Source organism: Mycobacterium sp. E802, from assembly GCF_001666875.1.
Lineage (GTDB): Bacteria > Actinomycetota > Actinomycetes > Mycobacteriales > Mycobacteriaceae > Mycobacterium.
This window is the reverse complement of the sequence record NZ_LZJD01000022.1, coordinates 49,465-75,658: the sequence shown is the minus strand read 5'-3', so window position 1 is coordinate 75,658 and position 26,194 is coordinate 49,465. Positions and strand designations below refer to the sequence as shown.

Here is a 26,194-nt window from a genome sequence, read left to right as displayed (position 1 = left end):
TTAGCGACCACTGTCGATGTATGGAAGAAGCGCTACAAATACTCGCCGTCGTCGTCCTTGGCCCACTGGTCGGCGTCGAGTTCGGCGTGGCCGCGTTCACCAACCCGATCCTGCAGCGGTTGCCTGACACCGCTTACCGGCAGGCTCGCGGCAGCGGAGGCCGGATCCTCGGGACGGTGATGCCGTTCTGGTACCTGGGCGCGGTGGGGCTCATGATCGCCGCGGCGGTCTGGAACCCGGCCCCGTTGCTCATCACCGCGATCGTGCTGATGGGCTTGATCGTCGTGATCACACTCACCACGCTGGTGCCGATCAACAACCGCGTCGCTGCCGGCTCCTGGAGTGACGGGGACAGTGCCACCGACGTCGCGCAGTTCCACGAGTGGGTGCGTCGCTGGGACCGTCTGCACTGGGTGCGGGTCGGACTGCTGGCGGCGGCCTTTGTGTTGCTGGTGGTCGCGGGCGCACGCTGACGCCGAGGGGCGACGCGTTTTGGCTGATCGGTAGGTGTTCGGCTACTCTGGTCGAGTTCCACCGAAGACCGTCGGTCACCAGTGAGCGCTTGCGCGAATTGGTTGAAGGTCCCGGATATCCGGGCGGCCCACGCAGGAGGACGAGGCTAGACCAGTTTCGTGCTGGGTATCTGTGCGCCCCGACCTGTCTGCGTCGGGGCGTTCGTCATTTCCGGGCCGGCACCCGGTTGGCGGTTCGAGGCGGGACGCCCGATACCCACCACAAGGAGGCATGCATGGCCAAGGCTGAAAAGGCCACGGCGGTTGCCGACATTGCCGAGCAGTTCAAGGCGTCGACGGCCACCGTCGTCACCGAGTACCGCGGGCTGACTGTGGCGAACCTGGCTGAGCTGCGTCGTTCCCTCGGCGACTCCGCCACGTACACCGTCGCCAAGAACACTCTGGTGAAGCGCGCTGCGTCCGAAGCCGGCATTGAAGGTCTCGACGAGCTGTTCGCCGGTCCCACGGCGATCGCGTTCGTCCAGGGTGAGCCCGTTGACGCCGCCAAGGCGATCAAGAAGTTCGCCAAGGACCACAAGGCGCTCGTCATCAAGGGCGGCTACATGGACGGCAAGGCGCTGTCCGTCGCCGAGGTCGAGAAGATCGCCGATCTCGAATCCCGCGAGGTGCTGCTCGCCAAGCTGGCAGGTGCCATGAAGGGCAACCTGTCCAAGGCCGCAGGCCTGTTCAACGCTCCCGCTTCTCAGGTGGCCCGCCTCGCCGCGGCGCTGCAGGAGAAGAAGGCCGGCGAAGAAGCCGCTTAACCGCACAATCCACCCACACATCTGTAAGAAAAATCAGGAAGGACCATCACCATGGCCAAGCTGTCCACCGACGAACTGCTCGACGCTTTTAAGGAAATGACCCTGCTGGAGCTCTCTGAGTTCGTGAAGCAGTTCGAAGAGGTCTTCGAGGTCACCGCGGCCGCTCCGGTCGCCGTCGCCGCTGCCCCGGGTGCCGCCGCCGGCGGTGCCGCCGAGGCCGGCGAGGAGCAGTCGGAATTCGACGTCATCCTCGAGGGTGCCGGCGACAAGAAGATCGGTGTCATCAAGGTCGTCCGCGAGATCGTCTCCGGCCTGGGCCTGAAGGAAGCCAAGGATCTGGTCGACGGCGCTCCCAAGCCGCTGCTGGAGAAGGTCTCCAAGGAGGCCGCCGAGGACGCCAAGGCCAAGCTCGAGGCCGCCGGCGCCAGCGTCACCGTCAAGTAGTTCACCACTGGACTGCGAGAACCCCCGAATCCCCTCGGATTCGGGGGTTCTTTGCTGTTCACGCCGGATTGGACTGAAAGTGCACGGGGTATATAGGGACAAGCACGTGTGGGTGGTACGCCGTGCGCTATGGTGACTCAAGCCACAGGCCGCAGCAGGTGGCGGGGTGAGCCGTAGGCGGAAGGATCTTTGATGGGCGTCCAAATCGATGTGACGGGGCTGAGTAAATCTTTCGGATCGTCAAAGATCTGGGAAGACGTCACGATGTCGATTCCCGCCGGCGAAGTCAGTGTGCTGCTGGGCCCGTCGGGTACCGGTAAGTCGGTGTTCCTGAAGTCCCTGATCGGCCTGCTGCGCCCCGAGCGCGGCTCGATCGTCATCGACGGCACCGACATCCTGCAGTGCTCGGCCAAGGAGCTCTACGAGATCCGCACACTGTTCGGTGTGCTGTTCCAGGACGGCGCGCTGTTCGGCTCGATGAACATCTACGACAACACCGCCTTCCCGTTGCGTGAGCACACGAAGAAGAGCGAGAGCGAAATCCGCAACATCGTGATGGAGAAGCTCGAGCTCGTCGGTATGCCCAACGACGGTCACAAGTTCCCCGGCGAGATCTCCGGCGGTATGCGCAAGCGTGCCGGCCTGGCCCGCGCCCTGGTGCTCGACCCGCAGATCATCCTCTGTGACGAGCCGGACTCCGGTCTCGACCCGGTGCGTACCGCGTACCTGTCCCAGCTGCTGATCGACATCAACGCCCAGATCGACGCCACGGTGCTGATCGTGACGCACAACATCAACATCGCCCGCACCGTGCCCGACAACATCGGCATGCTGTTCCGCAAGCAGCTGGTCATGTTCGGCCCGCGTGAGGTGCTGCTGACCAGCGAGGAGCCCGTCGTCAAGCAGTTCCTCAACGGCCGCCGCATCGGCCCGATCGGCATGTCGGAGGAGAAGGACGAGGCCACCGCGGCCGCCGAGCAGGCCATGCTCGACCGTGGCCAGCATGACGGTGGTGTCGAGGAGATCGAGGGCGTGCCGCCGCAGCTGACCGCCACCCCGGGTATGCCCGAGCGTCAGGGTGTGGCCCGCCGTCAGGCCCGGGTGCGCGAGATCCTGCACACCCTGCCGCCGGCTGCCCAGGCCGCGATCCTCGACGACCTCGACGGCACCCACAAGTACGCGGTGCACGAGTTCGGTGACGAGCCGACGACGCGCCACCACCGCGTGGTCGAGGACGACGCCCCGACCGGCGCCATCGAAGTACCGCAGCAGACGCAGCAGAGCTGAGTTTCGTCAATCAGGCCGGGCCCGCGGGCCCGGCCTGATTTGTGTCGTGGAGCAGGAGCTGACCTGCGGCCGGAGCCCACGGGGCGGCGGTAGGCAGTCGGTCGGCGCGGGAACTGCAGTTCAGACAACATTTCGCCGCATGAAACCGCGCGTCACCCCTTGACGGAAGGCCCCGGACAGGCCAATCTGTTGGGCAGAATGCGTGAAGGGTTGAGGGACGCCAGCCAGCGCCGAGTGATCCGTTTCATGCAGTGGATGTGTGGTGGTCGAGGAATGCTCGTTGAATAACTGGCGGACGTGCGCTATCGTTGGACGTTGCGCTGGCTGCATCCTGCCCATCTCACCTGACCTGCACATCGTAGTTCTAGCCTGAGCATTGCTCAGCACCTAGTCCTTAGTGCCGTGCGTATGGGTTTCGGACAGGCTGAAGCAGGAAGTAGCCAGCCGAACCGACGCAGAATCGCGGCCTAACGGACCGGCAACCGGATTTTCGGAAGCGCTCCGGACAGTCGCATGAGGTGCTGGAAGGATGCATCTTGGCAGTCTCTAGCCAGAGCACAGCGAACGCTAACACCAATAACTCCGTCCCAGGAGCACCGAACCGAGTTTCATTTGCCAAGCTCCGTGAACCGCTTGAGGTTCCGGGGCTTCTGGACGTTCAGACCGATTCTTTCGACTGGCTCGTGGGTTCGGACGAATGGCGGCAGAAGGCCGTCGATCGCGGTGAGACCGACCCCAAAGGCGGGCTCGAAGAGGTGCTCGAAGAGCTCTCCCCGATCGAGGATTTCTCGGGCTCGATGTCGCTGAGCTTCTCCGACCCGCGCTTCGACGAGGTCAAGGCTCCGGTCGACGAGTGCAAAGACAAGGACATGACGTACGCGGCCCCGCTGTTCGTCACGGCCGAGTTCATCAACAACAACACCGGTGAGATCAAGAGCCAGACGGTCTTCATGGGTGACTTCCCGATGATGACCGAGAAGGGCACCTTCATCATCAACGGCACCGAGCGTGTCGTGGTGAGCCAGCTCGTGCGCTCTCCCGGTGTGTACTTCGACGAGAGCATCGACAAGTCCACCGAGAAGACGCTGCACAGCGTCAAGGTGATCCCCGGCCGCGGTGCGTGGCTGGAGTTCGACGTCGACAAGCGCGACACCGTCGGCGTGCGCATCGACCGCAAGCGTCGTCAGCCGGTCACCGTGCTGCTCAAGGCGCTGGGCTGGACCAACGAGCAGATCACCGAGCGCTTCGGCTTCTCCGAGATCATGATGGGCACCCTCGAGAAGGACAGCACCGCCGGTCCCGACGAGGCGCTGCTGGACATCTACCGCAAGCTGCGTCCGGGCGAGCCGCCGACCAAGGAGTCTGCGCAGACCCTGCTGGAGAACCTGTTCTTCAAGGAGAAGCGCTACGACCTGGCCCGCGTCGGCCGCTACAAGGTCAACAAGAAGCTGGGCCTGCACGGGAAGGACGGTGCCCAGTCGTTCACTTCCACCACCCTGACCGAGGAAGACGTCGTCGCCACCATCGAGTACCTGGTGCGCCTGCACGAGGGCCAGACCACGATGACCGTCCCGGGCGGCGTCGAGGTCCCGGTCGAAGTCGACGACATCGACCACTTCGGTAACCGTCGTCTGCGTACCGTCGGCGAGCTGATCCAGAACCAGATCCGCGTGGGCCTGTCCCGCATGGAGCGCGTCGTGCGTGAGCGCATGACCACCCAGGACGTCGAGGCGATCACGCCGCAGACCCTGATCAACATCCGTCCCGTCGTGGCGGCGATCAAGGAATTCTTCGGCACCAGCCAGCTGTCGCAGTTCATGGACCAGAACAACCCGCTGTCGGGTCTGACCCACAAGCGTCGTCTGTCGGCGCTGGGCCCGGGCGGTCTGTCCCGTGAGCGTGCCGGCCTTGAGGTCCGCGACGTGCACCCCAGCCACTACGGCCGCATGTGCCCGATCGAGACCCCTGAGGGTCCGAACATCGGTCTGATCGGCTCGCTGTCGGTGTACGCCCGGGTCAACCCGTTCGGCTTCATCGAGACGCCTTATCGGAAGGTTGTGGACGGGGTCGTTACTGACCAGGTCGACTACCTGACCGCCGACGAGGAGGACCGCCACGTCGTGGCGCAGGCCAACTCGCCGACCGACGCCGACGGGCGCTTCACCGAAGACCGCGTCATGGTCCGCAAGAAGGGCGGCGAGGTCGAGTTCGTGGCGGCCGACCAGGTCGACTACATGGACGTCTCACCGCGCCAGATGGTGTCGGTCGCGACGGCGATGATCCCGTTCCTCGAGCACGACGACGCCAACCGTGCCCTGATGGGTGCCAACATGCAGCGCCAGGCGGTTCCGCTGGTGCGCAGCGAGGCCCCGCTGGTCGGTACCGGCATGGAGCTGCGCGCCGCGATCGACGCCGGCGACGTCATCGTCTCGGAGAAGGCCGGCGTGGTCGAAGAGGTCAGCGCCGACTACATCACCGTGATGGCCGACGACGGCTCCCGGCACACCTACCGGATGCGCAAGTTCGCCCGGTCGAACCATGGCACCTGCGCCAACCAGCGTCCGATCGTGGACGCCGGCCAGCGGGTCGAGGCCGGCCAGGTCGTCGCCGACGGTCCGTGCACCGAGAACGGTGAGATGGCCCTGGGCAAGAACCTGCTCGTGGCGATCATGCCGTGGGAAGGCCACAACTACGAGGACGCGATCATCCTGTCCAACCGTCTGGTTGAAGAGGACGTGCTCACCTCGATCCACATCGAAGAGCACGAGATCGATGCCCGCGACACCAAGCTGGGCGCCGAGGAGATCACCCGGGATATCCCGAACGTCTCCGACGAGGTGCTGGCCGATCTCGACGAGCGCGGCATCGTCCGCATCGGTGCCGAGGTCCGCGACGGCGACATCCTGGTCGGCAAGGTCACCCCGAAGGGTGAGACCGAGCTGACCCCGGAAGAGCGCCTGCTGCGTGCCATCTTCGGTGAGAAGGCCCGTGAGGTTCGCGACACCTCGCTGAAGGTGCCCCACGGTGAGTCCGGCAAGGTCATCGGCATCCGCGTGTTCAGCCGCGAGGATGACGACGAGCTGCCTGCCGGCGTCAACGAGCTGGTCCGCGTGTACGTGGCCCAGAAGCGCAAGATCTCCGACGGCGACAAGCTCGCCGGACGCCACGGCAACAAGGGCGTCATCGGCAAGATCCTGCCCGTCGAGGACATGCCGTTCCTGCCCGATGGCACCCCGGTGGACATCATCCTGAACACCCACGGTGTGCCGCGTCGTATGAATATCGGCCAGATCCTGGAAACCCACCTCGGGTGGGTGGCCAAGGCCGGCTGGAACATCGACGTCGCCGCCGGGACGCCGGACTGGGCGGGCAAGCTGCCCGAGGACCTGTACTCGGCCCCGGCCGACAGCATCGTCAGCACCCCGGTGTTCGACGGTGCCCAGGAAGGGGAGCTGGCCGGTCTGCTCGGCTCGACGCTGCCCAACCGTGACGGCGACGTGATGGTGAACGCCGACGGCAAGGCGACATTGTTCGACGGCCGCAGTGGTGAACCGTTCCCGTACCCGGTGACGGTCGGCTACATGTACATCCTCAAGCTGCACCACCTGGTGGACGACAAGATCCACGCCCGCTCCACCGGCCCGTACTCGATGATCACCCAGCAGCCGCTCGGTGGTAAGGCGCAGTTCGGTGGTCAGCGGTTCGGTGAGATGGAATGTTGGGCCATGCAGGCCTACGGTGCGGCTTACACGCTGCAGGAGCTGCTGACCATCAAGTCCGACGACACGGTGGGCCGCGTGAAGGTGTACGAGGCGATCGTCAAGGGCGAGAACATCCCCGAACCCGGTATCCCCGAGTCGTTCAAGGTGCTTCTCAAGGAGCTGCAGTCGCTGTGCCTCAACGTCGAGGTCCTGTCTTCTGACGGTGCTGCGATCGAGATGCGTGACGGTGACGACGAGGACTTGGAGCGTGCCGCTGCCAACCTCGGAATCAACCTGTCCCGCAACGAATCCGCATCTGTCGAAGACCTGGCCTAGTCAAGTTTCAACACCCGCAAGGGGAAAGGGAGTTACGTGCTAGACGTCAACTTCTTCGATGAACTCCGCATCGGCCTCGCCACCGCGGACGACATCCGTAACTGGTCCTTCGGCGAGGTCAAGAAGCCGGAGACCATCAACTACCGCACGCTCAAGCCGGAGAAGGACGGCCTGTTCTGCGAGAAGATCTTCGGACCGACTCGCGACTGGGAGTGCTACTGCGGCAAGTACAAGCGCGTCCGCTTCAAGGGCATCATCTGTGAGCGCTGCGGCGTCGAGGTGACCCGTGCCAAGGTGCGTCGTGAGCGGATGGGCCACATCGAGCTGGCCGCACCCGTCACGCACATCTGGTACTTCAAGGGTGTCCCGTCGCGGTTGGGCTACCTGCTCGACCTGGCCCCGAAGGATCTGGAAAAGATCATCTACTTCGCGGCCTACGTGATCACCTCGGTCGACGACGAGATGCGCCACAACGAGCTGTCCACGCTCGAGGCCGAGATGGCCGTCGAGCGCAAGGCCGTCGAGGATCAGCGCGACGCCGACCTGGAGGCCCGGGCCCAGAAGCTCGAGGCCGACCTGGCCGAGCTCGAGGCCGAGGGTGCCAAGTCCGACGTGCGCCGCAAGGTGCGCGACGGCGGTGAGCGTGAGATGCGCCAGCTCCGCGACCGGGCCCAGCGTGAGCTGGACCGGCTCGACGAGATCTGGACCACCTTCACCAAGCTGGCCCCCAAGCAGCTCATCGTGGACGAAGTTCTGTACCGCGAGCTGCAGGATCGCTACGGCGAGTACTTCACCGGTGCCATGGGCGCGGAGTCGATCAAGAAGCTCATCGAGACCTTCGACATCGAGGCCGAGGCCGAGTCGCTGCGCGAGACCATCCGCAGCGGCAAGGGACAGAAGAAGCTGCGTGCGCTCAAGCGGCTGAAGGTCGTCGCGGCCTTCCAGCAGTCGGGCAACTCGCCGCTGGGCATGGTGCTCGACGCCGTTCCGGTGATCCCGCCGGAGCTGCGTCCGATGGTTCAGCTCGACGGTGGCCGCTTCGCCACCTCCGACCTGAACGACCTGTACCGCCGCGTGATCAACCGCAACAACCGGCTCAAGCGACTGATCGATCTGGGCGCGCCCGAGATCATCGTCAACAACGAGAAGCGCATGCTTCAGGAGTCGGTCGACGCGCTGTTCGACAACGGCCGTCGTGGCCGTCCGGTCACCGGGCCGGGCAACCGTCCGCTCAAGTCGCTGTCCGATCTGCTCAAGGGCAAGCAGGGCCGCTTCCGTCAGAACCTGCTGGGTAAGCGCGTCGACTACTCGGGCCGTTCGGTCATCGTGGTCGGTCCGCAGCTCAAGCTGCACCAGTGCGGTCTGCCCAAGCTGATGGCGCTGGAGCTGTTCAAGCCGTTCGTGATGAAGCGTCTGGTCGACCTGAACCACGCGCAGAACATCAAGAGCGCCAAGCGCATGGTGGAGCGTCAGCGTCCCCAGGTGTGGGATGTCCTCGAAGAGGTCATCGCCGAGCATCCGGTGCTGCTGAACCGTGCACCTACGCTGCACCGCCTGGGTATCCAGGCCTTCGAGCCGCAGCTGGTGGAAGGCAAGGCCATCCAGCTGCACCCGCTGGTGTGTGAGGCGTTCAACGCCGACTTCGACGGTGACCAGATGGCCGTGCACCTGCCGCTGTCGGCAGAGGCGCAGGCCGAGGCCCGCATCCTGATGCTGTCGTCGAACAACATCCTGTCCCCGGCGTCGGGCAAGCCGTTGGCCATGCCGCGTCTGGACATGGTGACCGGCCTGTACTACCTGACCACCCTCGTCGAGGGGGACAAGGGCGAGTACGTGCCGGCCGCCAAGGATGCCGCCGAGCAGGGTGTGTACAGCAGCCCGGCCGAGGCCATCATGGCGCTCGACCGTGGTGCGCTGTCGGTGCGCGCCAAGATCAAGGTGCGGCTGACCGATGCGCGTCCGCCGGCCGACCTCGAGGCGCAGTTGTTCGAGAACGGCTGGAAGCCGGGCGACGCCTGGACCGCGGAGACCACGCTGGGCCGGGTGCTGTTCAACGAGCTGCTGCCCAAGGGCTATCCGTTCGTCAACGAGCAGATGCACAAGAAGGTCCAGGCCCGGATCATCAACGATCTGGCCGAGCGCTTCCCGATGATCGTGGTGGCGCAGACCGTCGACAAGCTCAAGGACGCCGGCTTCCACTGGGCCACCCGTTCGGGTGTCACGGTTTCGATGGCCGACGTGCTGGTGCCGCCGCAGAAGCAGGAAATCCTGGAGCGGCACGAGGCCGAGGCCGAGGCGATCGAGCGCAAGTACCAGCGCGGCGCGCTGAACCACAACGAGCGCAACGAGTCGCTGGTCAAGATCTGGCAGGACGCCACCGAAGAGGTGGGTAAGGCGCTGGAGGAGTACTACCCGGCCGACAACCCGATCATCACGATCGTGAAGTCGGGCGCCACGGGTAACCTCACCCAGACCCGCACCCTGGCCGGTATGAAGGGCCTGGTGACCAACCCGAAGGGTGAGTTCATCCCGCGCCCGATCAAGTCCTCGTTCCGCGAGGGCCTGACGGTGTTGGAGTACTTCATCAACACCCACGGTGCCCGTAAGGGTCTGGCCGACACCGCGCTGCGTACCGCCGACTCGGGTTACCTGACCCGTCGTCTGGTGGACGTCTCGCAGGACGTCATCGTGCGCGAGACCGACTGTGAGACCGAGCGCGGCATCATCGTCACGCTGGCCGAGCGCGGTCCCGATGGTTCGCTGATCCGCGACGCCCACGTCGAGACCAGTGCGTTCGCGCGCACCCTGGCCACCGACGCCGTCGATGACAAGGGCAACGTTGTCATCGAGCGCGGCCATGACCTGGGCGACCCGGCGATTGACGCGCTGCTGGCAGCCGGCATCACGCAGGTGAAGGTCCGCTCCGTGCTGACCTGCGCCTCGGCGTCCGGCGTGTGTGCCAAGTGCTACGGCCGCTCGATGGCCACCGGCAAGCTGGTCGACATCGGCGAGGCCGTCGGCATCGTCGCCGCCCAGTCCATCGGTGAGCCCGGTACCCAGCTGACCATGCGTACCTTCCACCAGGGTGGTGTTACCGGTGGCGCCGACATCGTCGGTGGTCTGCCGCGTGTGCAGGAGCTGTTCGAGGCCCGTATTCCGCGGAACAAGGCGCCCATCGCCGACGTCGCGGGCCGGGTCCGGCTGGAGGAGAGCGACAAGTTCTTCAAGATCACCATCGTTCCCGACGACGGTGGCGAGGAAGTTGTCTACGACAAGCTCTCCAAGCGTCAGCGCCTGCGCGTGATCACCCACGAGGACGGCTCCGAAGGCGTGCTGTCCGACGGTGACCACGTCGAGGTCGGTGACCAGCTGATGGAAGGCTCCGCCGATCCGCACGAGGTGCTGCGTGTCCAGGGCCCGCGCGAGGTGCAGATCCACCTCGTCAAGGAGGTCCAGGAGGTCTACCGGGCCCAGGGTGTGTCGATCCACGACAAGCACATCGAGGTCATCGTCCGGCAGATGCTGCGTCGCGTCACGATCATCGATTCGGGCTCGACGGAGTTCCTGCCCGGCTCGCTGACCGAGCGTGCCGAGTTCGAGTCGGAGAACCGTCGCGTGGTGGCCGAGGGCGGCGAGCCCGCGGCCGGACGTCCGGTGCTGATGGGTATCACGAAGGCATCGCTGGCCACGGATTCGTGGCTGTCGGCGGCGTCGTTCCAGGAGACCACTCGCGTGCTGACCGATGCGGCGATCAACTGCCGCAGCGACAAGCTGCAGGGTCTGAAGGAAAACGTGATCATCGGCAAGCTGATCCCGGCCGGTACCGGTATCAACCGTTACCGCAACATCCAGGTGCAGCCGACCGAAGAGGCCCGCGCTGCGGCGTACACGATCCCGTCCTACGAGGATCAGTACTACAGCCCGGACTTCGGCCAGGCCACTGGTGCTGCGGTGCCGCTGGACGATTACGGATACTCGGATTACCGCTAGCGCGTAGCTGCGCGAGCAGACACAGATGTCCCCGCACGCCCGGCGTGTCGGGGACATCTGCGTCTGGTCGGCAAGTTATCCCCAGGCTGCGCGGCCGGAAACTTTCGCAGCGGTGGAAGTGCAATGACTATCAGAGGGTGTTCATCGATGAGGTGTTCGCCGTCAACGGTGGTGTGGCCACCCACCGACAGCTGATGGAAGTGATGTCGCGAAAGGCCCTCTCTAGACTTGGCGGGGTGCTCATCGGTTCGCATGTAGACAACACCGACCCATTGGCCGCGGCTGCCGCCGACGGGGCCGACGTCGTCCAGTTCTTCCTCGGCAACCCGCAGAGCTGGAAGAAGCCCAAGCCCCGTGAGGACGCCGAAACTCTCAAGGCGTCGACCGTGCCGTTGTATGTGCATGCTCCGTACCTGATCAACGTGGCCTCGGCCAACAACCGGGTCCGGATCCCGTCGCGCAAGATTCTGCAGGACACCTGTGACGCGGCTGCCGAGATCGGGGCGACGGCGGTGATCGTGCACGGTGGGCATGCCGATGACAACGACATGGAGGCCGGGTTCGAGCGCTGGGCCAAGGCGCTGGACTACCTGAAGACCGACGTGCCGGTGTACCTGGAGAACACCGCCGGCGGCGACCACGCCATGGCCCGGCATTTCGACACCATCGCCCGGTTGTGGGACAGCATCGGGAACAAGGGGATCGGTTTCTGCCTGGACACGTGCCACGCCTGGGCGGCGGGGGAGGCCCTGATCGACGCGGTGGACCGGATCAAGGCCATCACCGGGCGCATCGATCTGGTGCACTGCAACGATTCTCGCGACGCGGCCGGTTCCGGCGCCGACCGGCACGCCAACTTCGGTGCCGGTCAGATCGATCCGCAGTTGCTGGCCGCGGTGGTCAAGGCGGCCGACGCGCCGGTGATCTGCGAGACCGCCGAGGCCGGACGCAAGGACGACATCGCCTTCCTGCGTGAGCACGCCGGCTGACCGCATTAGAGAACCTGAACCGTTTTCAACCGCGTCGTGACGTCTAGGTGAACTAACGTCACCTCTGTGACCGCGGTTGACGACTCGGTAACCGACGAGGCCCCTGACGAAGCGTCAGCGCCATGGAGCACCGACACGCGTGCTCGCCGGCTGCGCATGCTGCGGTATGCGGCGATTCTGACCTGGGCCGCGGTCGTCGTCTACCGCACCGTCACCGACGGCTTCGCGTTCAACCGCGAGCTTTTGCTGCTCTACATCGCCACCGGCCTGCTGGCCACCAGCATCGGCCAGGGGCGACGGATGCTCTACGTGATCCGGGATTGGTTGCCGTTCGCTGTCGTGCTGGCCGCTTACGACCTCAGCCGCGGCGCGGCCACCCTGGTGGGGCGGCCGACGCTGTGGCACTGGCAGGTCGATGCCGATCGTTGGCTGTTCTTCGGCACCGTGCCCACGGTGTGGTTGCAGGAGCGGCTGAAGCAACTGCACCCGCCCTGGTGGGAAGTGGTGATCAGCACGGTCTACATGTCGTTTTTCATCCTCCCGTACGTCGTGGCCGGGGTGCTCTGGCTGCGTGACCGTGAGGAGTGGAAGCGGTTCGTGCGGTTGTTCGTCGGGTTGTCGTTCGTGGCGCTGGCCATCTACGCACTGCTGCCGGCAGCACCGCCGTGGGCTGCGGCGCGCTGCACCGCCGACGACGTCGACGGCGGACCGTCCGGACCCCGCTGCATGTTCCGCTCGGCGCGGGAGGCCGCCGACGGCGGTCTGCTGGGTGCCATGCAGGACAGCCAGAACGGCGCGCACGACTGGATCGAACGGATCGTCACCCGTGGCTGGGGCAAGCTGAACCTGCACACCGCCACCGCTCTGATCGACCAGGGCCAGGCCAGCGTGAACCTGGTCGCGGCGATCCCGTCACTGCACGCGGGCCTGACCGCCGCGGTCGCGGTGTTCCTGTGGAACCGGGTCAACCGGGGCTGGCGGCCGTTTTTGGTGGCCTATCCGCTGATCATGGCCTTCACGTTGGTGTACACCGCCGAGCACTACGTGATCGACATCCTGCTCGGCTGGGCTTTGGCGGGGGTGGTGCTGTTTGCGCTCCATCGTTACGAAGCGCGGAAGATGCGGACTTCGGTGGCCGATCCCAAGGTGGCGGAAGACCTGCTGAAGGATCCCGGCCCGGAACCGGCGGGCACATCACGCTGACCGGCCGCATCGAGTAGTGCACTACGCGTGCTGATCGAGACCGGTGGAACTTACGCTCACCTGCATCGCCGAGCGGGTGAGGAGGCAGATCGTGATCACCACCGAGGCGCCGCGAGCGACGCCAAAGCCGTTGCCCCGCATCGATGCCGTCCGGCCGGTCGGGGGACCGGTGTGGGTGGCGTGGCGGGAAGGCACGTTGACCCGCGCCTACGAACTGGAGACGTTGACCGACTTCCTGGCCCAGACCAGCTCACGCGACGTCGATGCGGCGCTGTCGAAGGCGATCAAATGTCACCTCAACGCGGCCAGAGACGCGGCGACGGGCCGTAAACCTGAGTTGGGCAGGCGAATATGCCTGTCGCGCAACGGTCCTCTGCTCGAACGCGCGATGAGCAACCTCGATGCCGCCGAGGCGCAATTGCTCAACCTCGCACCCGCGGACTATCTGCTGGGTCAGATGCCCTCGCTCACCCGGCACGTGCAGCGTCATCTCCGCTCGAGCGATCCGGGGCGGCAGGAATTCGAGCGCTTGGTGCGCAACGTGAACACCGACCGCGCAACGGCGCTGGAGAAGGTTGACGCCGCGCGCGACCAGATCGTGGCGACGGTGCGGGCGGCCAGCTCGGCGGCATTACGGGAGAACATCCGGTTGCGCAGTTTCCGCAACATCGTCGTCAGCACCACAGTGCTGCTGTCGATGTTGGTGGTGGCGCTTGCGGTGATCGGCCTGAGAAACCCGACGTTGATGCCGCTCTGTTTCGCGCCGCAGGACGCCTCCGAGCAGATGGTGGTGTGCCCGACCAACCAGTCCGCACCGTTCACCCCGCTTCGGGCCGGGGCACCGGGCAAAGGAATCGACATCGACGACGTCGTGGCAGATACCGCCAAACCCACGGACATCATCGTGGTCGAGCTGATCGGTCTCGTCGCCGCGGCGATTGCCGCGGCAGCCGCGATCAGTCATGTCCGCGGCTCGTCGGAACGCTATGGCATCCCCGTGGCACTGGCTGCGCTCAAGTTGCCGACGGGCGCGTTGACGGCGTTCCTCGGGCTGCTGCTGATGCGGGGCCAGTTCGTGCCGGGTTTGAATGCGCTGGACACCTCGGCCCAGATCCTGGCCTGGGGCTTGGTGTTCGGTTATGCGCAGCAGTTGTTCACCAGGCTCATCGATCAGCAGGGGCAGTCGGTGCTGAACGGTGTGCGCGGGGCCGACAACGTGCCGCCGCCGCGAAAGGCGCCGACTCCCTGAGCGCCGGCATTACAACTATTGTGCGGTTGTCGGAGATTTGTAACACTGGGTGCATGGTCGATACTCACGTCGTCACCAATCAGGTCCCCCCACTGGAGGACTACAACCCGGCTACCTCGCCCGCGCTCGCCGAGGCCCTGATCCGCGAAGGCGGCCAGTGGGGCGTCGACGAGGTTCACGACCTGGGCGCGATCAACGGCAGCGCGCAAGCTCAACGCTGGGGTGAGCTGGCCGACCGCAACCGGCCGGTGCTGCACACCCATGACCGTTACGGGCATCGGGTCGACGAGGTGGAATACGACCCGGCCTACCACGAGCTGATGAATGTGGCCGTCACCCACGGCCTGCATGGTGCCCCGTGGGCCGACGAGCGCGAAGGGGCGCACGTGGTGCGCGCCGCCAAGATGTCGGTGTGGACCGTCGAGCCCGGGCATGTCTGTCCGATCTCGATGACCTACGCCGTGGTGCCCGCGCTGCGGTTCAACCCGGAATTGGCCGCGACCTACGAGCCGCTGCTGACCAGCCGGGTCTACGATCCGCAACTCAAGCTCGCCACGACGAAGGCCGGGATCACCGCGGGCATGTCGATGACCGAGAAGCAGGGGGGCTCCGACGTCCGCGCCGGCACCACCCAGGCCACCCCCAACGGCGACGGCACCTACCGCCTCACCGGGCACAAGTGGTTCACCTCGGCCCCGATGGGCGACATCTTCCTCGTGCTCGCGCAGGCCCCGGGGGGATTGAGCTGTTTCTTCCTGCCGCGCATCCTGCCCGACGGCACCCGCAACCGGATGTTTCTGCAGCGGCTCAAGGACAAGCTCGGCAACCACGCGAACGCCTCCAGCGAGGTCGAATACGACGGCGCGACGGCCTGGCTGGTCGGCGAGGAGGGCCGCGGTGTGCCGACCATCATCGAGATGGTCAACCTCACCCGCCTGGACTGCACGTTGGGCAGCGCCACCAGCATGCGCAGCGGTCTGACCCGCGCAGTGCACCACGCCCAGCATCGAAAGGCCTTCGGCGCCTACCTGATCGACCAGCCATTGATGCGCAACGTGCTCGCCGACCTGGCGGTGGAGGCCGAGGCCGCGACCATGCTCGCGATGCGGATGGCCGGTGCCACCGACAAGGCCGTCCGTGGTGACGAGCGGGAGGCCCTGCTGCGCCGCATCGGTCTGGCGGCCGGTAAGTACTGGGTGTGCAAACGCGCCACACCGCACGCCGCCGAGGCGATGGAATGCCTGGGCGGCAACGGCTACGTCGAGGATTCTGGCCTGCCGCGGTTGTATCGCGAAGCGCCGCTGATGGGCATCTGGGAAGGCTCGGGCAACGTCAGTGCGCTGGATACCTTGCGCGCCATGGCAACCCGGCCGCAAAGTGTCGAGGTGCTGTTCGACGAGCTCGCCCAGACCGCTGGACAAGATCCGCGGCTCGACCGCCACGTCACCACACTGCAGACCGACCTGGGTGACTTCGAGACCATCCAGTACCGCGGTCGCAAGGTGGCCGAGGACATCTCGCTGGCGCTGCAGGGCGCGCTGCTGGTGCGGCACGGCCATCCGGCGGTGGCCGAGGCGTTCCTGGCCAGCCGGCTCGGCGGGCAGTGGGGTCAGGCGTTCGGCACCCTGCCGACCGGGCTGGACTTGGCACCGATCCTCGAGCGAGCGCTGGTCAAGGGGTGACAGTTGCGCTGCCGAGCAGACGCAAACCCGCCCGAAATCGCCCAATAGAGTGCGGTTTTATGTCTGCTCGCGGGGAGAACGTGGGGGCAAAGGGGAGCTAGTGGACGTCGACAATCTCAAGACCATGACCTACGAGGTCACCGACCGGGTCGCACGAATCACCTTCAACCGTCCGGAAAAAGGCAACTCGATCGTCGCCGACACGCCGCTCGAGCTGCAGGCCCTGGTCGAGCGGGCGGATCTGGACCCCAATGTCCACGTGATCCTGGTGTCCGGCCGGGGCGAGGGTTTCTGCGCCGGATTCGACTTGTCCGCCTACGCCGACGGGACCGGTGAGGCCGGCGGAGCCCGGTATGACGGGACCGTGCTGGCCGGGAAAACCCAAGCGATCAATCATCTTCCGGACCAGCCATGGGACCCCATGGTCGACTACCAGATGATGAGCCGATTCGTGCGTGGCTTCTCCAGTCTGATGCACGCCGACAAGCCGACCGTGGTCAAGATCCACGGCTACTGCGTGGCCGGTGGCACCGACATCGCACTGCATGCCGACCAGGTGATCGCTGCGGCCGACGCCAAGATCGGCTATCCGCCGCTGCGGGTGTGGGGTGTTCCGGCCGCCGGACTATGGGCCCACCGGCTCGGCGATCAACGTGCCAAACGTCTTCTGTTCACCGGGGATTGCCTCACGGGCGCGCAGGCGGCGGAGTGGGGTTTGGCCGTCGAGGCGCCGGAACCCGAAGATCTCGATGAACGCACCGAGCGGCTCGTCGAGCGCATCGCGGCGATGCCCGTCAACCAGCTCATCATGGCCAAGCTGGCGTGCAACACGGCCCTGATGCAGCAGGGTGTGGCGACCAGCCGGATGGTCAGCACGGTGTTCGACGGCATCGCCCGGCACACTCCCGAGGGGCACGCGTTCGTCGCCGATGCGGTTCAGCACGGCTTCCGCGAAGCGGTGCGTCACCGCGACGAGCCGATGGGTGACTTCGGACGCCGGTCTTCCGGGGTCTGACATGCCGGCGCTCACACGGATGACGGCCCGCTCAGTGGTGTTGAGCGTGCTGTTGGGTGCGCATCCAGCGTGGGCGAGTGCGGCCGAACTGGTCCGGCTGACAGCCGATTTCGACATCAAAGAGCCCACGCTGCGGGTGGCGCTGACCCGGATGGTCAGTGCCGGTGACCTGGTGCGCTCCGAGGACGGCTATCGGCTGTCCGACCGGCTGTTGACCCGGCAACGTCGGCAGGACGACGCGATCGATCCGCGGCTGCGGGATTATGACGGGCAGTGGTCGATGCTGGTGATCACCAGCATCGGCACCGATGCCCGTACCCGTGCCTCGTTGCGCAACGCCTTGCAGCAGTACCGGTTCGGTGAGCTGCGGGAGGGTGTGTGGATGCGCCCGGACAACCTCGACCAGGTGTTGCCGCAGGAGATCGTTTCCCGCACCCGGCTGCTGCAGGCCCGTGACGCCGATCCGGCCGGGCTGGCCGGCGCGCTGTGGGACCTTCCGGGGTGGCGTCACACCGGCGAGCAATTGCTGCAACAGATTTCGGCTGCGACCGACGTCCCGGGTCGGTTCGTCGCAGCGGCGGGCATCGTGCGTCACCTGCTGGCGGACCCGGTACTTCCCGACGAGCTACTGCCGGACCGGTGGCCGGGGGCCGAATTGCGCAAGGCCTACACCGACTTCGCCGCCGAACTCGTCGCACGACGCGACCAGACCGAACTCCTGGAGGCCACGTGAGCGACGCAGTCCGGGTCGAACGTAACGGTGCGGTGACCACCGTCGTCATCGACCGCGCACATGCCCGCAACGCGGTCGACGGCCCCACGGCCGCGGCCCTGTTCGCCGCGTTCGAGCAGTTCGACGCCGACGATGACGCTGCGGTTGCGGTACTGACCGGTGCGGGTGGAACCTTCTGTGCCGGCGCTGATCTCAAGGCGTTCGGCACCCCGCAGATGAACCAGCTGCACCGCACCGGGCCCGGTCCGATGGGCCCGAGTCGAATGGTGTTGTCCAAGCCGGTGATTGCCGCGATCAGCGGGCATGCCGTGGCCGGTGGTCTGGAGCTGGCGCTGTGGTGTGACCTTCGGGTGGTCGAGGAGGACGCCGTGATGGGCGTGTTCTGCCGCCGCTGGGGTGTGCCGCTGATCGACGGTGGCACCGTCCGGTTGCCGCGTCTGATCGGTCAGAGCCGGGCGATGGACCTGATCCTCACCGGACGCGCCGTCGACGCCGCCGAAGCCCAGGCGATCGGGCTGGCCAACCGCGTCGTGCCCAAGGGGCAAGCTCGCGCCCATGCCGAGGAGCTGGCTGCCGAACTGGCCCGGTTACCGCAGCAGTGTCTGCGGGCCGACCGGCTCTCGGCACTGCACCAATGGGGTGAGACCGAAGAGGCGGCAATGGAATTCGAGTTCGCCAGCATCTTCGGTGTGCAGGATGAGGCCGCCCATGGGGCGGGCCGGTTCGCCGCCGGCGCCGGTCGGCACGGGGCTCGCGCCGACCAACCCCGCGGCGACTAACCCTTGTTGACGGTGTTGTTGCTGCCGGTGTTGTTGACCTTGGGGTCGCCGGCGGCGTAGCTGATGGTGTTGTTCAGCCCGACGATGGTCAGGCCCTTGTCGATCCGTTCGAAGGTGATCTTGTTGTCGGATCCCCCGACGTTGACGTTGGCGCAGGTGCCCTTGACCGTCAGCGTGTTGTTGGTGCCGCCGACCGTGAGCGACTTGCCGTCCGCGCAGTCGATCTCCGTCGTGGTGCCGACCGACATGTAGTTGATGGTGTTGCCGACCTCCACGTTGACGCCGGAGGATCCGGCGGTGGCACTCGGGCTGGTGGTGTCCGAACTTTCCGAGCCACACGCCGCAAGCGTGAGCGTGGCGACGGCGGCACCGGCGCCGAGGATCAACGGGGCGGGGCGAAAACGGGCGATCACGGGTCTGTCTCTACTTTCTTCCTCAGGCTTCCTCAAGCGGGTACGCGGCTGATCTGGTTGACCAACGCCAGTTCACGGCCGCGGTCGATCAGCGCCGGGTCACCGTTCTTGAAGAACACCGTCTGATCCCAGCCGTACACGGTGATGTCGTTGATGACGTTCTCCGCGATCACCACGTTGGAGGACCCCTGCACCGTCACGGCCCAGCAGGTACCCATCGCGTTGATCCGGTTACCGGTGCCGTTCACCAACAGCGTGGAGTTGTTGCAGTCCAACGTTTGTTCGAGGCCCTGGCCGGTGATGTGGGTGTCGCCGTTCTTGGCTGCTGCGCTGGGCACCCCGACGGTCGAGGCGAGCGGCAATACGAGCACACCGACGGCCAGCCCAACGAGCTTCGTCCGTCCCACAGCTGTCCAATTCACGGTGAGATCCCCTTCCGATCCGCTGCGACTCTGCTGCAACGCACAGTCCGCTGCAACGAAGAGTACGGGGCGGCCTCGGCGCGGCGGCAGGTGTTGCCCAGTTTGGCGCGGGCGGCGCCGACGAGTCGCGGGCGGTGTCCGTGCTGGGTACCGTGGTCAGCAATGCGTCGGTGTGTTGCTCGGGCTGCTGCCGTGGCGGTCACAGCCGTGGTGACCGTCGCGGGGTGTGCGCACACCATCGACGGGGCGGCTCAGCGCGCGTCGACTGACACCGCCGATCCAGACCGCAGCTTCGGATACGTCGACGACCGGTGCGGGCTGTTGGTCGACAGCACGATCCAGGAGATTCTCACCGCCGACAACATCGTCCGGCCCTACAGCGGCGCGGTGTGTCAGTACGTGCTGTCACGCAAGCTGAACCCCGGCGCCGGGCCGGATTCCGAATCGCTGGCGATGCTCGACGTCATCTTCGCGTGGTTCGAGGAGGGGTCTTTGGCGCGTGAGCGGGCGGTGGCCCGCAGCCGCAACGCCGAGATCACCGATGTCGTGGTGGAACGGCACCAGGCGTTCCTGGCGCGGCGGGACGTCACCGGTGCGGCCTGTTCGGCGACCGCGGCCGCCGGATCAGGCGTGATCAGCTGGTGGGTGCAGTTCCGGGGCGCCGGCAGCGTCGGCAAGGGCGACCCGTGCCGCGACGCCAAGAAGCTGCTTTCGGCCACCCTGCAATCGGAACTCTGACGTGGCGCACCGCTCCCGCACTGCGTTGTGCCTGGCCGCCGTGGCGGCCGGGCTGATGACGCTGGCCGCCTGTGGTCGGTCCGACACCGCGCCGCCCCCGGAGCCGGAATCCATCGGCGGGGGCTTTCACGGCGCGGATTGCAACGGCATCACCGATGCCGACATCGTCGAGGCGGTGGGCTCGTCGATGTTCAGCAAGGCCGTGGTCAGCGACACCGGCTGCTTCTGGCAGGAGAACTCGATGCTGGGCACCTTCGGCGCGGGCATGGGCATCTCCACCTGGTGGTACCGGGGTAGTGACATGGACACCGAGCGCACGTTGGAGACGCGAGCCGGACGGACTCTGACGGAGCTGACGATCGACGGGAACAAGGGTTTCCGTGCCTCGGACGCGAACGTGTGCAGCATCTATGTGGCCAAGGGCCACGACGTCATCACCTGGTCGATTCAGACGATGAACCCGGCCACACTGCCCGATCTGTGTCAGATCACGGAGAAACTCGCCCGGCTCAGTCAGGGCCGGGTGAACTGATCTGACCTGCCTGAGGGGCTAGAGTTTCACGGCGACCCCACGGGGGCCGTACTTCGTGAACCCCAAGATCCCCTCGACCCGAAGGCAGTGCCCACATGTCAGCTCGGCCGGAGCCACAGGCGGCTGGCACCAAACGTGCCCAGGTACGGCCGGCGCGGACCACCAAGCTCAGCCGCGAGACCATCGTCAACGCGGCACTGACGTTTCTGGACCGTGAAGGTTGGGATGCGCTGACGATCAACGCGCTCGCCGGGCAGCTCGGCACCAAGGGGCCGTCGCTCTACAACCACGTGCACAGCCTCGACGACCTGCGCCGGACGGTGCGCATGCGGGTCATCGACGACATCATCGAAATGTTGAACACCGTCGGCGCCGGCCGGACCCGCGATGATGCGGTGTCGGTGATGGCCAGTGCCTACCGCAGCTATGCGCACCACCATCCGGGCCGCTACTCGGCGTTCACCCGCATGCCGTTCGGCGGCGACGACCCTGAATACTCGGCAGCCACCCGGGCCGCGGCCGGACCGGTGATCGAGGTCCTGGCCTCCTACGGGCTGCAGGGGGAGGACGCGTTCTACGCCGCCCTGCAGTTCTGGTCGGCCCTGCACGGTTTCGTGCTGCTGGAAATGACGGGTGTGATGGATGACATCGACACCGATGCGGTGTTCACCGATATGCTTCGGCGGTTGGCCTCCGGTATGGGGCAAACGGGGTCGTAGCGTCTGACCTGGGAATAGGTCGTCGTGAGCGGGTTTGGTTCGGCACGGCCAGCCCTGGTATTGTGGTAGATCGTGCCTGGCCGGAAGGCGCACGCGGCTGAGTGCTTCGCAAGCGTGCCCGCACGCCGGGCCACTCTGCATGTCTATCACGCATCGGAATTCCGCCGGTGTAGGAACGTGCGACACGCCCGGACGCGGGGTACGCGGTCGGGGGATAACTGCAGTACAGAGACTTAAACAGCAAGAAGCAACACAGAGAAAGCCGGTACATGCCAACCATCAACCAGCTGGTCCGCAAGGGTCGCCGCGACAAGGTCGCCAAGGTGAAGACGGCGGCTCTCAAGGGCAGCCCGCAGCGCCGCGGCGTGTGCACCCGCGTGTACACCACCACCCCGAAGAAGCCGAACTCGGCGCTTCGCAAGGTCGCACGCGTGAAGCTGACCAGCGCGGTCGAGGTCACCGCCTACATCCCCGGTGAGGGCCACAACCTGCAGGAGCACTCGATGGTGCTGGTGCGCGGCGGTCGTGTGAAGGACCTCCCCGGCGTTCGCTACAAGATCATCCGCGGGTCGCTCGACACCCAGGGCGTCAAGAACCGCAAGCAGGCCCGTAGCCGTTACGGCGCGAAGAAGGAGAAGAGCTGATGCCGCGCAAGGGACCCGCGCCGAAGCGTCCGTTGGTCAACGATCCGGTCTACGGGTCGCAGCTGGTCACCCAGCTGGTCAACAAGGTTCTGCTGGACGGCAAGAAGTCGCTGGCCGAGCGCATTGTCTACGGTGCGCTGGAGCAGGCCCGCGACAAGACCGGTACCGACCCGGTCGTCACCCTCAAGCGCGCGCTGGACAACGTCAAGCCCGCCCTGGAGGTGCGCAGCCGTCGCGTCGGTGGTGCCACCTACCAGGTTCCGGTCGAGGTGCGCCCCGATCGCTCCACCACGCTGGCCCTGCGCTGGCTGGTGAGCTTCTCCAAGGCCCGTCGCGAGAAGACCATGGTCGAGCGCCTCGCCAACGAGATCCTGGATGCCAGCAACGGCCTCGGTGCCGCTGTGAAGCGTCGTGAGGACACTCACAAGATGGCCGAAGCGAACCGGGCTTTCGCGCACTACCGCTGGTGATATCCGCGCCCGGCATCCAGCGTCGGGTGCAGGCGGGCGCGTAATCGAACACCTAATCAAGCAAGCGAAAGAGTTGGGAAGACTTCCGTGGCACAGGACGTGCTGACTGACCTGAACAAGGTCCGCAACATCGGCATCATGGCGCACATCGACGCCGGCAAGACGACGACGACAGAGCGCATCCTCTATTACACCGGCGTCAACTACAAGATCGGTGAGACGCACGACGGTGCCTCCACGACCGACTGGATGGAGCAGGAGCAGGAGCGTGGTATCACCATCACCTCCGCCGCCGTCACCTGCTTCTGGAACGGCAACCAGATCAACATCATCGACACCCCCGGGCACGTCGACTTCACCGTCGAGGTGGAGCGCAGCCTGCGCGTGCTCGATGGTGCCGTCGCCGTGTTCGACGGCAAGGAAGGTGTCGAGCCGCAGTCCGAGCAGGTGTGGCGTCAGGCCGACAAGTACGACGTGCCGCGGATCTGCTTCGTCAACAAGATGGACAAGCTCGGTGCGGACTTCTACTTCACCGTGCAGACCATCAAGGACCGCCTCGGCGCCAAGCCGCTGGTGATCCAGCTGCCGATCGGTGCCGAGAACGACTTTGAGGGCATCGTCGACCTGGTCGAGATGAAGGCCAAGGTGTGGCGCGGCGAGACGAAGCTCGGTGAGAGCTACGAGACCGTCGAGATCCCGGCCGACCTGGTCGAGAAGGCCGAGCAGTACCGCAGCGAGCTGCTGGACACCGTCGCCGAGACCGACGAGGAACTTTTGGAGAAGTACCTCGGTGGCGAAGAGCTCACCATCGATGAGATCAAGGGCGCCATCCGCAAGCTGACCGTGAACAGCGAGCTGTACCCGGTGCTGTGCGGCAGTGCGTTCAAGAACAAGGGTGTGCAGCCGATGCTGGACGCCGTCATCGACTACCTGCCCTCGCCGCTGGACGTCGAGTCGGTCAAGGGTCACGTCCCCGGCAAGGAGGACGACGAGGTCCTGCGCAAGCCGTCGGTCGACGAGCCGTTCGCCGCACTGGCATTCAAGATCGCCGTGCACCCCTTCTTCGGCAAGCTCACCTACGTCCGGGTGTACTCGGGCAAGGTCGAGTCCGGTGCGCAGGTCATCAACGCCACCAAGGGCAAGAAGGAGCGGCTGGGCAAGCTGTTCCAGATGCACGCCAACAAGGAGAACCCGGTTGAGTCGGCCTCCGCTGGTCACATCTACGCGGTGATCGGTCTGAAGGACACCACCACCGGCGACACCTTGTGCGATCCGAACCAGCAGGTCGTGCTCGAGTCGATGACCTTCCCGGATCCGGTGATCGAGGTGGCCATCGAGCCCAAGACCAAGAGTGACCAGGAGAAGCTGGGCACCGCGATCCAGAAGCTCGCCGAAGAGGACCCCACCTTCAAGGTGCACCTGGACGCCGAGACCGGCCAGACCGTCATCGGCGGCATGGGCGAGCTGCACCTCGACATCCTCGTCGACCGTATGCGTCGCGAGTTCAAGGTCGAGGCCAACGTCGGCAAGCCGCAGGTGGCCTACCGCGAGACCATCCGCCGCAAGGTGGAGAAGGTCGAGTTCACCCACAAGAAGCAGACGGGTGGCTCGGGCCAGTTCGCGAAGGTGCTGATCGACCTCGAGCCGTTCGTCGGCGAGGACGGTGCCACCTACGAGTTCGAGAACAAGGTCACCGGTGGCCGCATCCCGCGTGAGTACATCCCGTCGGTGGATGCCGGTGCGCAGGACGCGATGCAGTACGGTGTGCTCGCCGGTTACCCGCTGGTGAACCTGAAGGTGACGCTGCTCGATGGCGCCTACCACGAGGTCGACTCCTCGGAAATGGCGTTCAAGGTGGCGGGTTCGCAGGTGCTGAAGAAGGCCGCTCAGGCGGCCCAGCCGGTCATCCTGGAGCCCATCATGGCTGTCGAGGTCACGACGCCCGAGGACTACATGGGCGACGTGATCGGCGACCTGAACTCCCGCCGTGGTCAGATCCAGGCCATGGAGGAGCGCAGCGGTGCGCGTGTCGTCAAGGCACAGGTGCCGCTGTCGGAGATGTTCGGCTATGTCGGCGACCTTCGGTCGAAGACCCAGGGCCGGGCGAACTACTCCATGGTGTTCGACTCGTACGCCGAGGTTCCGGCGAACGTGTCGAAGGAGATCATCGCGAAGGCGACGGGTCAGTAAGCTCTGGCCCGCCCCTCAGCGGAATCACAACTGAACACATCAACACTGCTTAAGTACAAGCACCAACACAGTCCAGGAGGACACCACAGTGGCGAAGGCGAAGTTCGAGCGGACGAAGCCGCACGTCAACATCGGGACCATCGGTCACGTTGACCACGGCAAGACCACGCTCACCGCAGCAATCACCAAGGTTCTGCACGACAAGTACCCCGATTTGAACGAGTCGCGCGCATTCGACCAGATCGACAACGCGCCTGAAGAGCGTCAGCGCGGTATCACCATCAACATCTCGCATGTTGAGTACCAGACCGAGAAGCGCCACTACGCACACGTGGACGCCCCCGGCCACGCCGACTACATCAAGAACATGATCACCGGTGCCGCCCAGATGGACGGCGCGATCCTGGTGGTCGCCGCGACCGACGGCCCGATGCCGCAGACCCGCGAGCACGTGCTGCTGGGCCGTCAGGTGGGTGTGCCCTACATCCTCGTGGCGCTGAACAAGTCGGACATGGTCGACGACGAGGAGCTCCTCGAGCTCGTCGAGATGGAGGTCCGCGAACTGCTGGCCGCCCAGGACTTCGACGAGGATGCCCCGGTCATCCGGGTCTCCGCGCTGAAGGCGCTCGAGGGTGACCCCAAGTGGGTCAAGTCGGTCGAGGACCTCATGGAGGCCGTCGACGAGTCGATCCCGGATCCGGTTCGTGAGACCGACAAGCCGTTCCTGATGCCCGTCGAGGACGTCTTCACCATCACCGGTCGTGGCACCGTGGTGACCGGTCGCGTCGAGCGTGGCGTGATCAACGTCAACGAAGAGGTCGAGATCGTCGGCATCCGCCCGACCACGACCAAGACCACCGTCACCGGCGTGGAAATGTTCCGCAAGCTGCTCGACCAGGGCCAGGCCGGCGACAACGTCGGTCTGCTGGTTCGTGGCATCAAGCGCGAGGACGTCGAGCGTGGCCAGGTTGTGGTCAAGCCCGGCACCACCACCCCGCACACCGAGTTCGAGGGCAGCGTCTACATCCTGTCCAAGGACGAGGGCGGCCGCCACACGCCGTTCTTCAACAACTACCGTCCGCAGTTCTACTTCCGTACCACGGACGTGACCGGCGTGGTGACCCTGCCCGAGGGCACCGAGATGGTGATGCCCGGTGACAACACCGACATCTCCGTCAAGCTGATCCAGCCCGTCGCCATGGACGAGGGCCTGCGCTTCGCGATCCGCGAGGGCGGCCGTACCGTCGGCGCCGGCCGGGTTACCAAGATCATCAAGTGATGATCTGACCTAGCACGACGAACGGCGCTCACCCGAAAGGGTGGGCGCCGTTTGCTATTCCACGAACTTCTGGCCTTGAAACGTGGGGACTCGATATAGTGCG

General features: G+C 65.7%; 22 protein-coding genes. 20 read left to right on the top strand and 2 right to left on the bottom strand.

Features of this window, described 5'->3' with window-relative positions; genetic code table 11:
* Positions 1–20 precede the first annotated feature (20 nt).
* The 13 genes from A5699_RS03490 to A5699_RS03430 all read left to right on the top strand — a co-directional run bounded on the left by A5699_RS03490 (position 21) and on the right by A5699_RS03430 (position 18,684).
* Positions 21–473, top strand: coding sequence for a DUF1772 domain-containing protein (locus tag A5699_RS03490; RefSeq protein ID WP_067765394.1), 453 nt, complete (start codon positions 21–23; stop codon positions 471–473).
* A 275-nt stretch (positions 474–748) separates the two neighbouring features.
* On the top strand, positions 749–1,276 hold the full coding sequence (gene rplJ, locus A5699_RS03485) for a 50S ribosomal protein L10 (protein ID WP_067765391.1): 528 nt from the start codon (positions 749–751) through the stop codon (positions 1,274–1,276).
* A 51-nt stretch (positions 1,277–1,327) separates the two neighbouring features.
* The gene (gene rplL / locus A5699_RS03480; protein WP_067765388.1) at positions 1,328–1,720 is read left to right on the top strand and encodes a 50S ribosomal protein L7/L12; all 393 of its coding nucleotides are present in this window, start codon (positions 1,328–1,330) and stop codon (positions 1,718–1,720) included.
* 192 nt (positions 1,721–1,912) lie between these two features.
* Positions 1,913–3,007: an ABC transporter ATP-binding protein gene (locus tag A5699_RS03475; RefSeq protein ID WP_067765384.1), complete on the top strand. Its 1,095-nt coding sequence runs from the start codon at positions 1,913–1,915 to the stop codon at positions 3,005–3,007.
* A 518-nt stretch (positions 3,008–3,525) separates the two neighbouring features.
* Positions 3,526–7,044 (top strand): DNA-directed RNA polymerase subunit beta, encoded by a 3,519-nt coding sequence (locus A5699_RS03470; RefSeq protein WP_067765381.1) that lies wholly within the window; start codon positions 3,526–3,528, stop codon positions 7,042–7,044.
* A 36-nt stretch (positions 7,045–7,080) separates the two neighbouring features.
* Positions 7,081–11,034, top strand: a complete 3,954-nt coding sequence (locus A5699_RS03465) for a DNA-directed RNA polymerase subunit beta' (protein WP_067765378.1) — start codon at positions 7,081–7,083, stop codon at positions 11,032–11,034.
* A gap of 236 nt (positions 11,035–11,270) precedes the next feature.
* Complete coding sequence (locus A5699_RS03460; protein WP_067765450.1) at positions 11,271–12,023, top strand: deoxyribonuclease IV; 753 nt, start codon at positions 11,271–11,273, stop codon at positions 12,021–12,023.
* 66 nt (positions 12,024–12,089) lie between these two features.
* Positions 12,090–13,226: a phosphatase PAP2 family protein gene (locus A5699_RS03455; protein WP_067765375.1), complete on the top strand. Its 1,137-nt coding sequence runs from the start codon at positions 12,090–12,092 to the stop codon at positions 13,224–13,226.
* 91 nt (positions 13,227–13,317) lie between these two features.
* On the top strand, positions 13,318–14,475 hold the full coding sequence (locus A5699_RS03450) for a hypothetical protein (protein ID WP_231965553.1): 1,158 nt from the start codon (positions 13,318–13,320) through the stop codon (positions 14,473–14,475).
* A 53-nt stretch (positions 14,476–14,528) separates the two neighbouring features.
* Complete coding sequence (locus A5699_RS03445) at positions 14,529–16,157, top strand: acyl-CoA dehydrogenase family protein (RefSeq protein ID WP_067765372.1); 1,629 nt, start codon at positions 14,529–14,531, stop codon at positions 16,155–16,157.
* A gap of 100 nt (positions 16,158–16,257) precedes the next feature.
* The gene (locus tag A5699_RS03440) at positions 16,258–17,172 is read left to right on the top strand and encodes a crotonase/enoyl-CoA hydratase family protein (protein WP_082957550.1); all 915 of its coding nucleotides are present in this window, start codon (positions 16,258–16,260) and stop codon (positions 17,170–17,172) included.
* Between the two features lies 1 nt (position 17,173).
* Complete coding sequence (locus A5699_RS03435) at positions 17,174–17,905, top strand: PaaX family transcriptional regulator C-terminal domain-containing protein (protein WP_231965552.1); 732 nt, start codon at positions 17,174–17,176, stop codon at positions 17,903–17,905.
* Positions 17,902–18,684 (top strand): crotonase/enoyl-CoA hydratase family protein, encoded by a 783-nt coding sequence (locus A5699_RS03430; RefSeq protein ID WP_067765370.1) that lies wholly within the window; start codon positions 17,902–17,904, stop codon positions 18,682–18,684. The genes A5699_RS03435 and A5699_RS03430 overlap by 4 nt, the downstream gene beginning before the upstream one ends.
* Here A5699_RS03430 and A5699_RS03425 read toward each other — a convergent pair.
* Both A5699_RS03425 and A5699_RS03420 read right to left on the bottom strand, forming a co-directional pair.
* Positions 18,681–19,097 (bottom strand): DUF3060 domain-containing protein, encoded by a 417-nt coding sequence (locus A5699_RS03425; RefSeq protein ID WP_231965551.1) that lies wholly within the window; start codon positions 19,095–19,097, stop codon positions 18,681–18,683. The genes A5699_RS03430 and A5699_RS03425 overlap by 4 nt on opposite strands.
* A 32-nt stretch (positions 19,098–19,129) precedes the next feature.
* On the bottom strand, positions 19,130–19,519 hold the full coding sequence (locus A5699_RS03420) for a DUF3060 domain-containing protein (RefSeq protein WP_067765367.1): 390 nt from the start codon (positions 19,517–19,519) through the stop codon (positions 19,130–19,132).
* Between the two features lie 162 nt (positions 19,520–19,681).
* Here A5699_RS03420 and A5699_RS03415 point away from each other — a divergent pair, with 162 nt between their 5' ends.
* The 7 genes from A5699_RS03415 (at position 19,682) to tuf (ending at position 26,091) form a co-directional block, all read left to right on the top strand.
* Positions 19,682–20,257, top strand: a complete 576-nt coding sequence (locus A5699_RS03415) for a DUF3558 domain-containing protein (RefSeq protein WP_067765364.1) — start codon at positions 19,682–19,684, stop codon at positions 20,255–20,257.
* A 55-nt stretch (positions 20,258–20,312) separates the two neighbouring features.
* A complete protein-coding gene (locus tag A5699_RS03410) occupies positions 20,313–20,789 on the top strand; it encodes a DUF3558 domain-containing protein (protein ID WP_082957552.1) in 477 nt (158 codons plus the stop codon).
* Positions 20,790–20,884: 95 nt separating this feature from the next.
* Positions 20,885–21,508 carry a TetR/AcrR family transcriptional regulator gene (locus tag A5699_RS03405; protein WP_067765361.1) on the top strand — a complete coding sequence of 208 codons (624 nt, stop codon included), beginning with the start codon at positions 20,885–20,887 and terminating at the stop codon, positions 21,506–21,508.
* Positions 21,509–21,777: 269 nt separating this feature from the next.
* On the top strand, positions 21,778–22,152 hold the full coding sequence (gene rpsL, locus A5699_RS03400) for a 30S ribosomal protein S12 (RefSeq protein ID WP_066901499.1): 375 nt from the start codon (positions 21,778–21,780) through the stop codon (positions 22,150–22,152).
* Positions 22,152–22,622 (top strand): 30S ribosomal protein S7, encoded by a 471-nt coding sequence (gene rpsG / locus A5699_RS03395; RefSeq protein ID WP_018601866.1) that lies wholly within the window; start codon positions 22,152–22,154, stop codon positions 22,620–22,622. The genes rpsL and rpsG overlap by 1 nt, the downstream gene beginning before the upstream one ends.
* A gap of 87 nt (positions 22,623–22,709) precedes the next feature.
* Positions 22,710–24,812 (top strand): elongation factor G, encoded by a 2,103-nt coding sequence (gene fusA / locus A5699_RS03390; RefSeq protein ID WP_067765357.1) that lies wholly within the window; start codon positions 22,710–22,712, stop codon positions 24,810–24,812.
* An 88-nt stretch (positions 24,813–24,900) separates the two neighbouring features.
* Positions 24,901–26,091, top strand: a complete 1,191-nt coding sequence (gene tuf / locus A5699_RS03385; RefSeq protein WP_067765353.1) for an elongation factor Tu — start codon at positions 24,901–24,903, stop codon at positions 26,089–26,091.
* Positions 26,092–26,194: the final 103 nt, after the last annotated feature.

Excerpts from the sequence above, each read along its gene's own strand:
- rplL (WP_067765388.1), top strand. The coding sequence starts at position 1,328 with ATGGCCAAGCTGTCCACCGACGAACTGCTCGACGCTTTTAAGGAAATG.
- A5699_RS03490 (WP_067765394.1), top strand. The coding sequence starts at position 21 with ATGGAAGAAGCGCTACAAATACTCGCCGTCGTCGTCCTTGGCCCACTG.
- A5699_RS03405 (WP_067765361.1), top strand. The coding sequence starts at position 20,885 with ATGTCAGCTCGGCCGGAGCCACAGGCGGCTGGCACCAAACGTGCCCAG.
- rpsG (WP_018601866.1), top strand. The coding sequence starts at position 22,152 with ATGCCGCGCAAGGGACCCGCGCCGAAGCGTCCGTTGGTCAACGATCCG.
- A5699_RS03415 (WP_067765364.1), top strand. The coding sequence starts at position 19,682 with ATGCGTCGGTGTGTTGCTCGGGCTGCTGCCGTGGCGGTCACAGCCGTG.
- rplJ (WP_067765391.1), top strand. The coding sequence starts at position 749 with ATGGCCAAGGCTGAAAAGGCCACGGCGGTTGCCGACATTGCCGAGCAG.
- rpsL (WP_066901499.1), top strand. The coding sequence starts at position 21,778 with ATGCCAACCATCAACCAGCTGGTCCGCAAGGGTCGCCGCGACAAGGTC.
- A5699_RS03410 (WP_082957552.1), top strand. The coding sequence starts at position 20,313 with ATGACGCTGGCCGCCTGTGGTCGGTCCGACACCGCGCCGCCCCCGGAG.
- A5699_RS03445 (WP_067765372.1), top strand. The coding sequence starts at position 14,529 with ATGGTCGATACTCACGTCGTCACCAATCAGGTCCCCCCACTGGAGGAC.
- A5699_RS03475 (WP_067765384.1), top strand. The coding sequence starts at position 1,913 with ATGGGCGTCCAAATCGATGTGACGGGGCTGAGTAAATCTTTCGGATCG.
- A5699_RS03435 (WP_231965552.1), top strand. The coding sequence starts at position 17,174 with ATGCCGGCGCTCACACGGATGACGGCCCGCTCAGTGGTGTTGAGCGTG.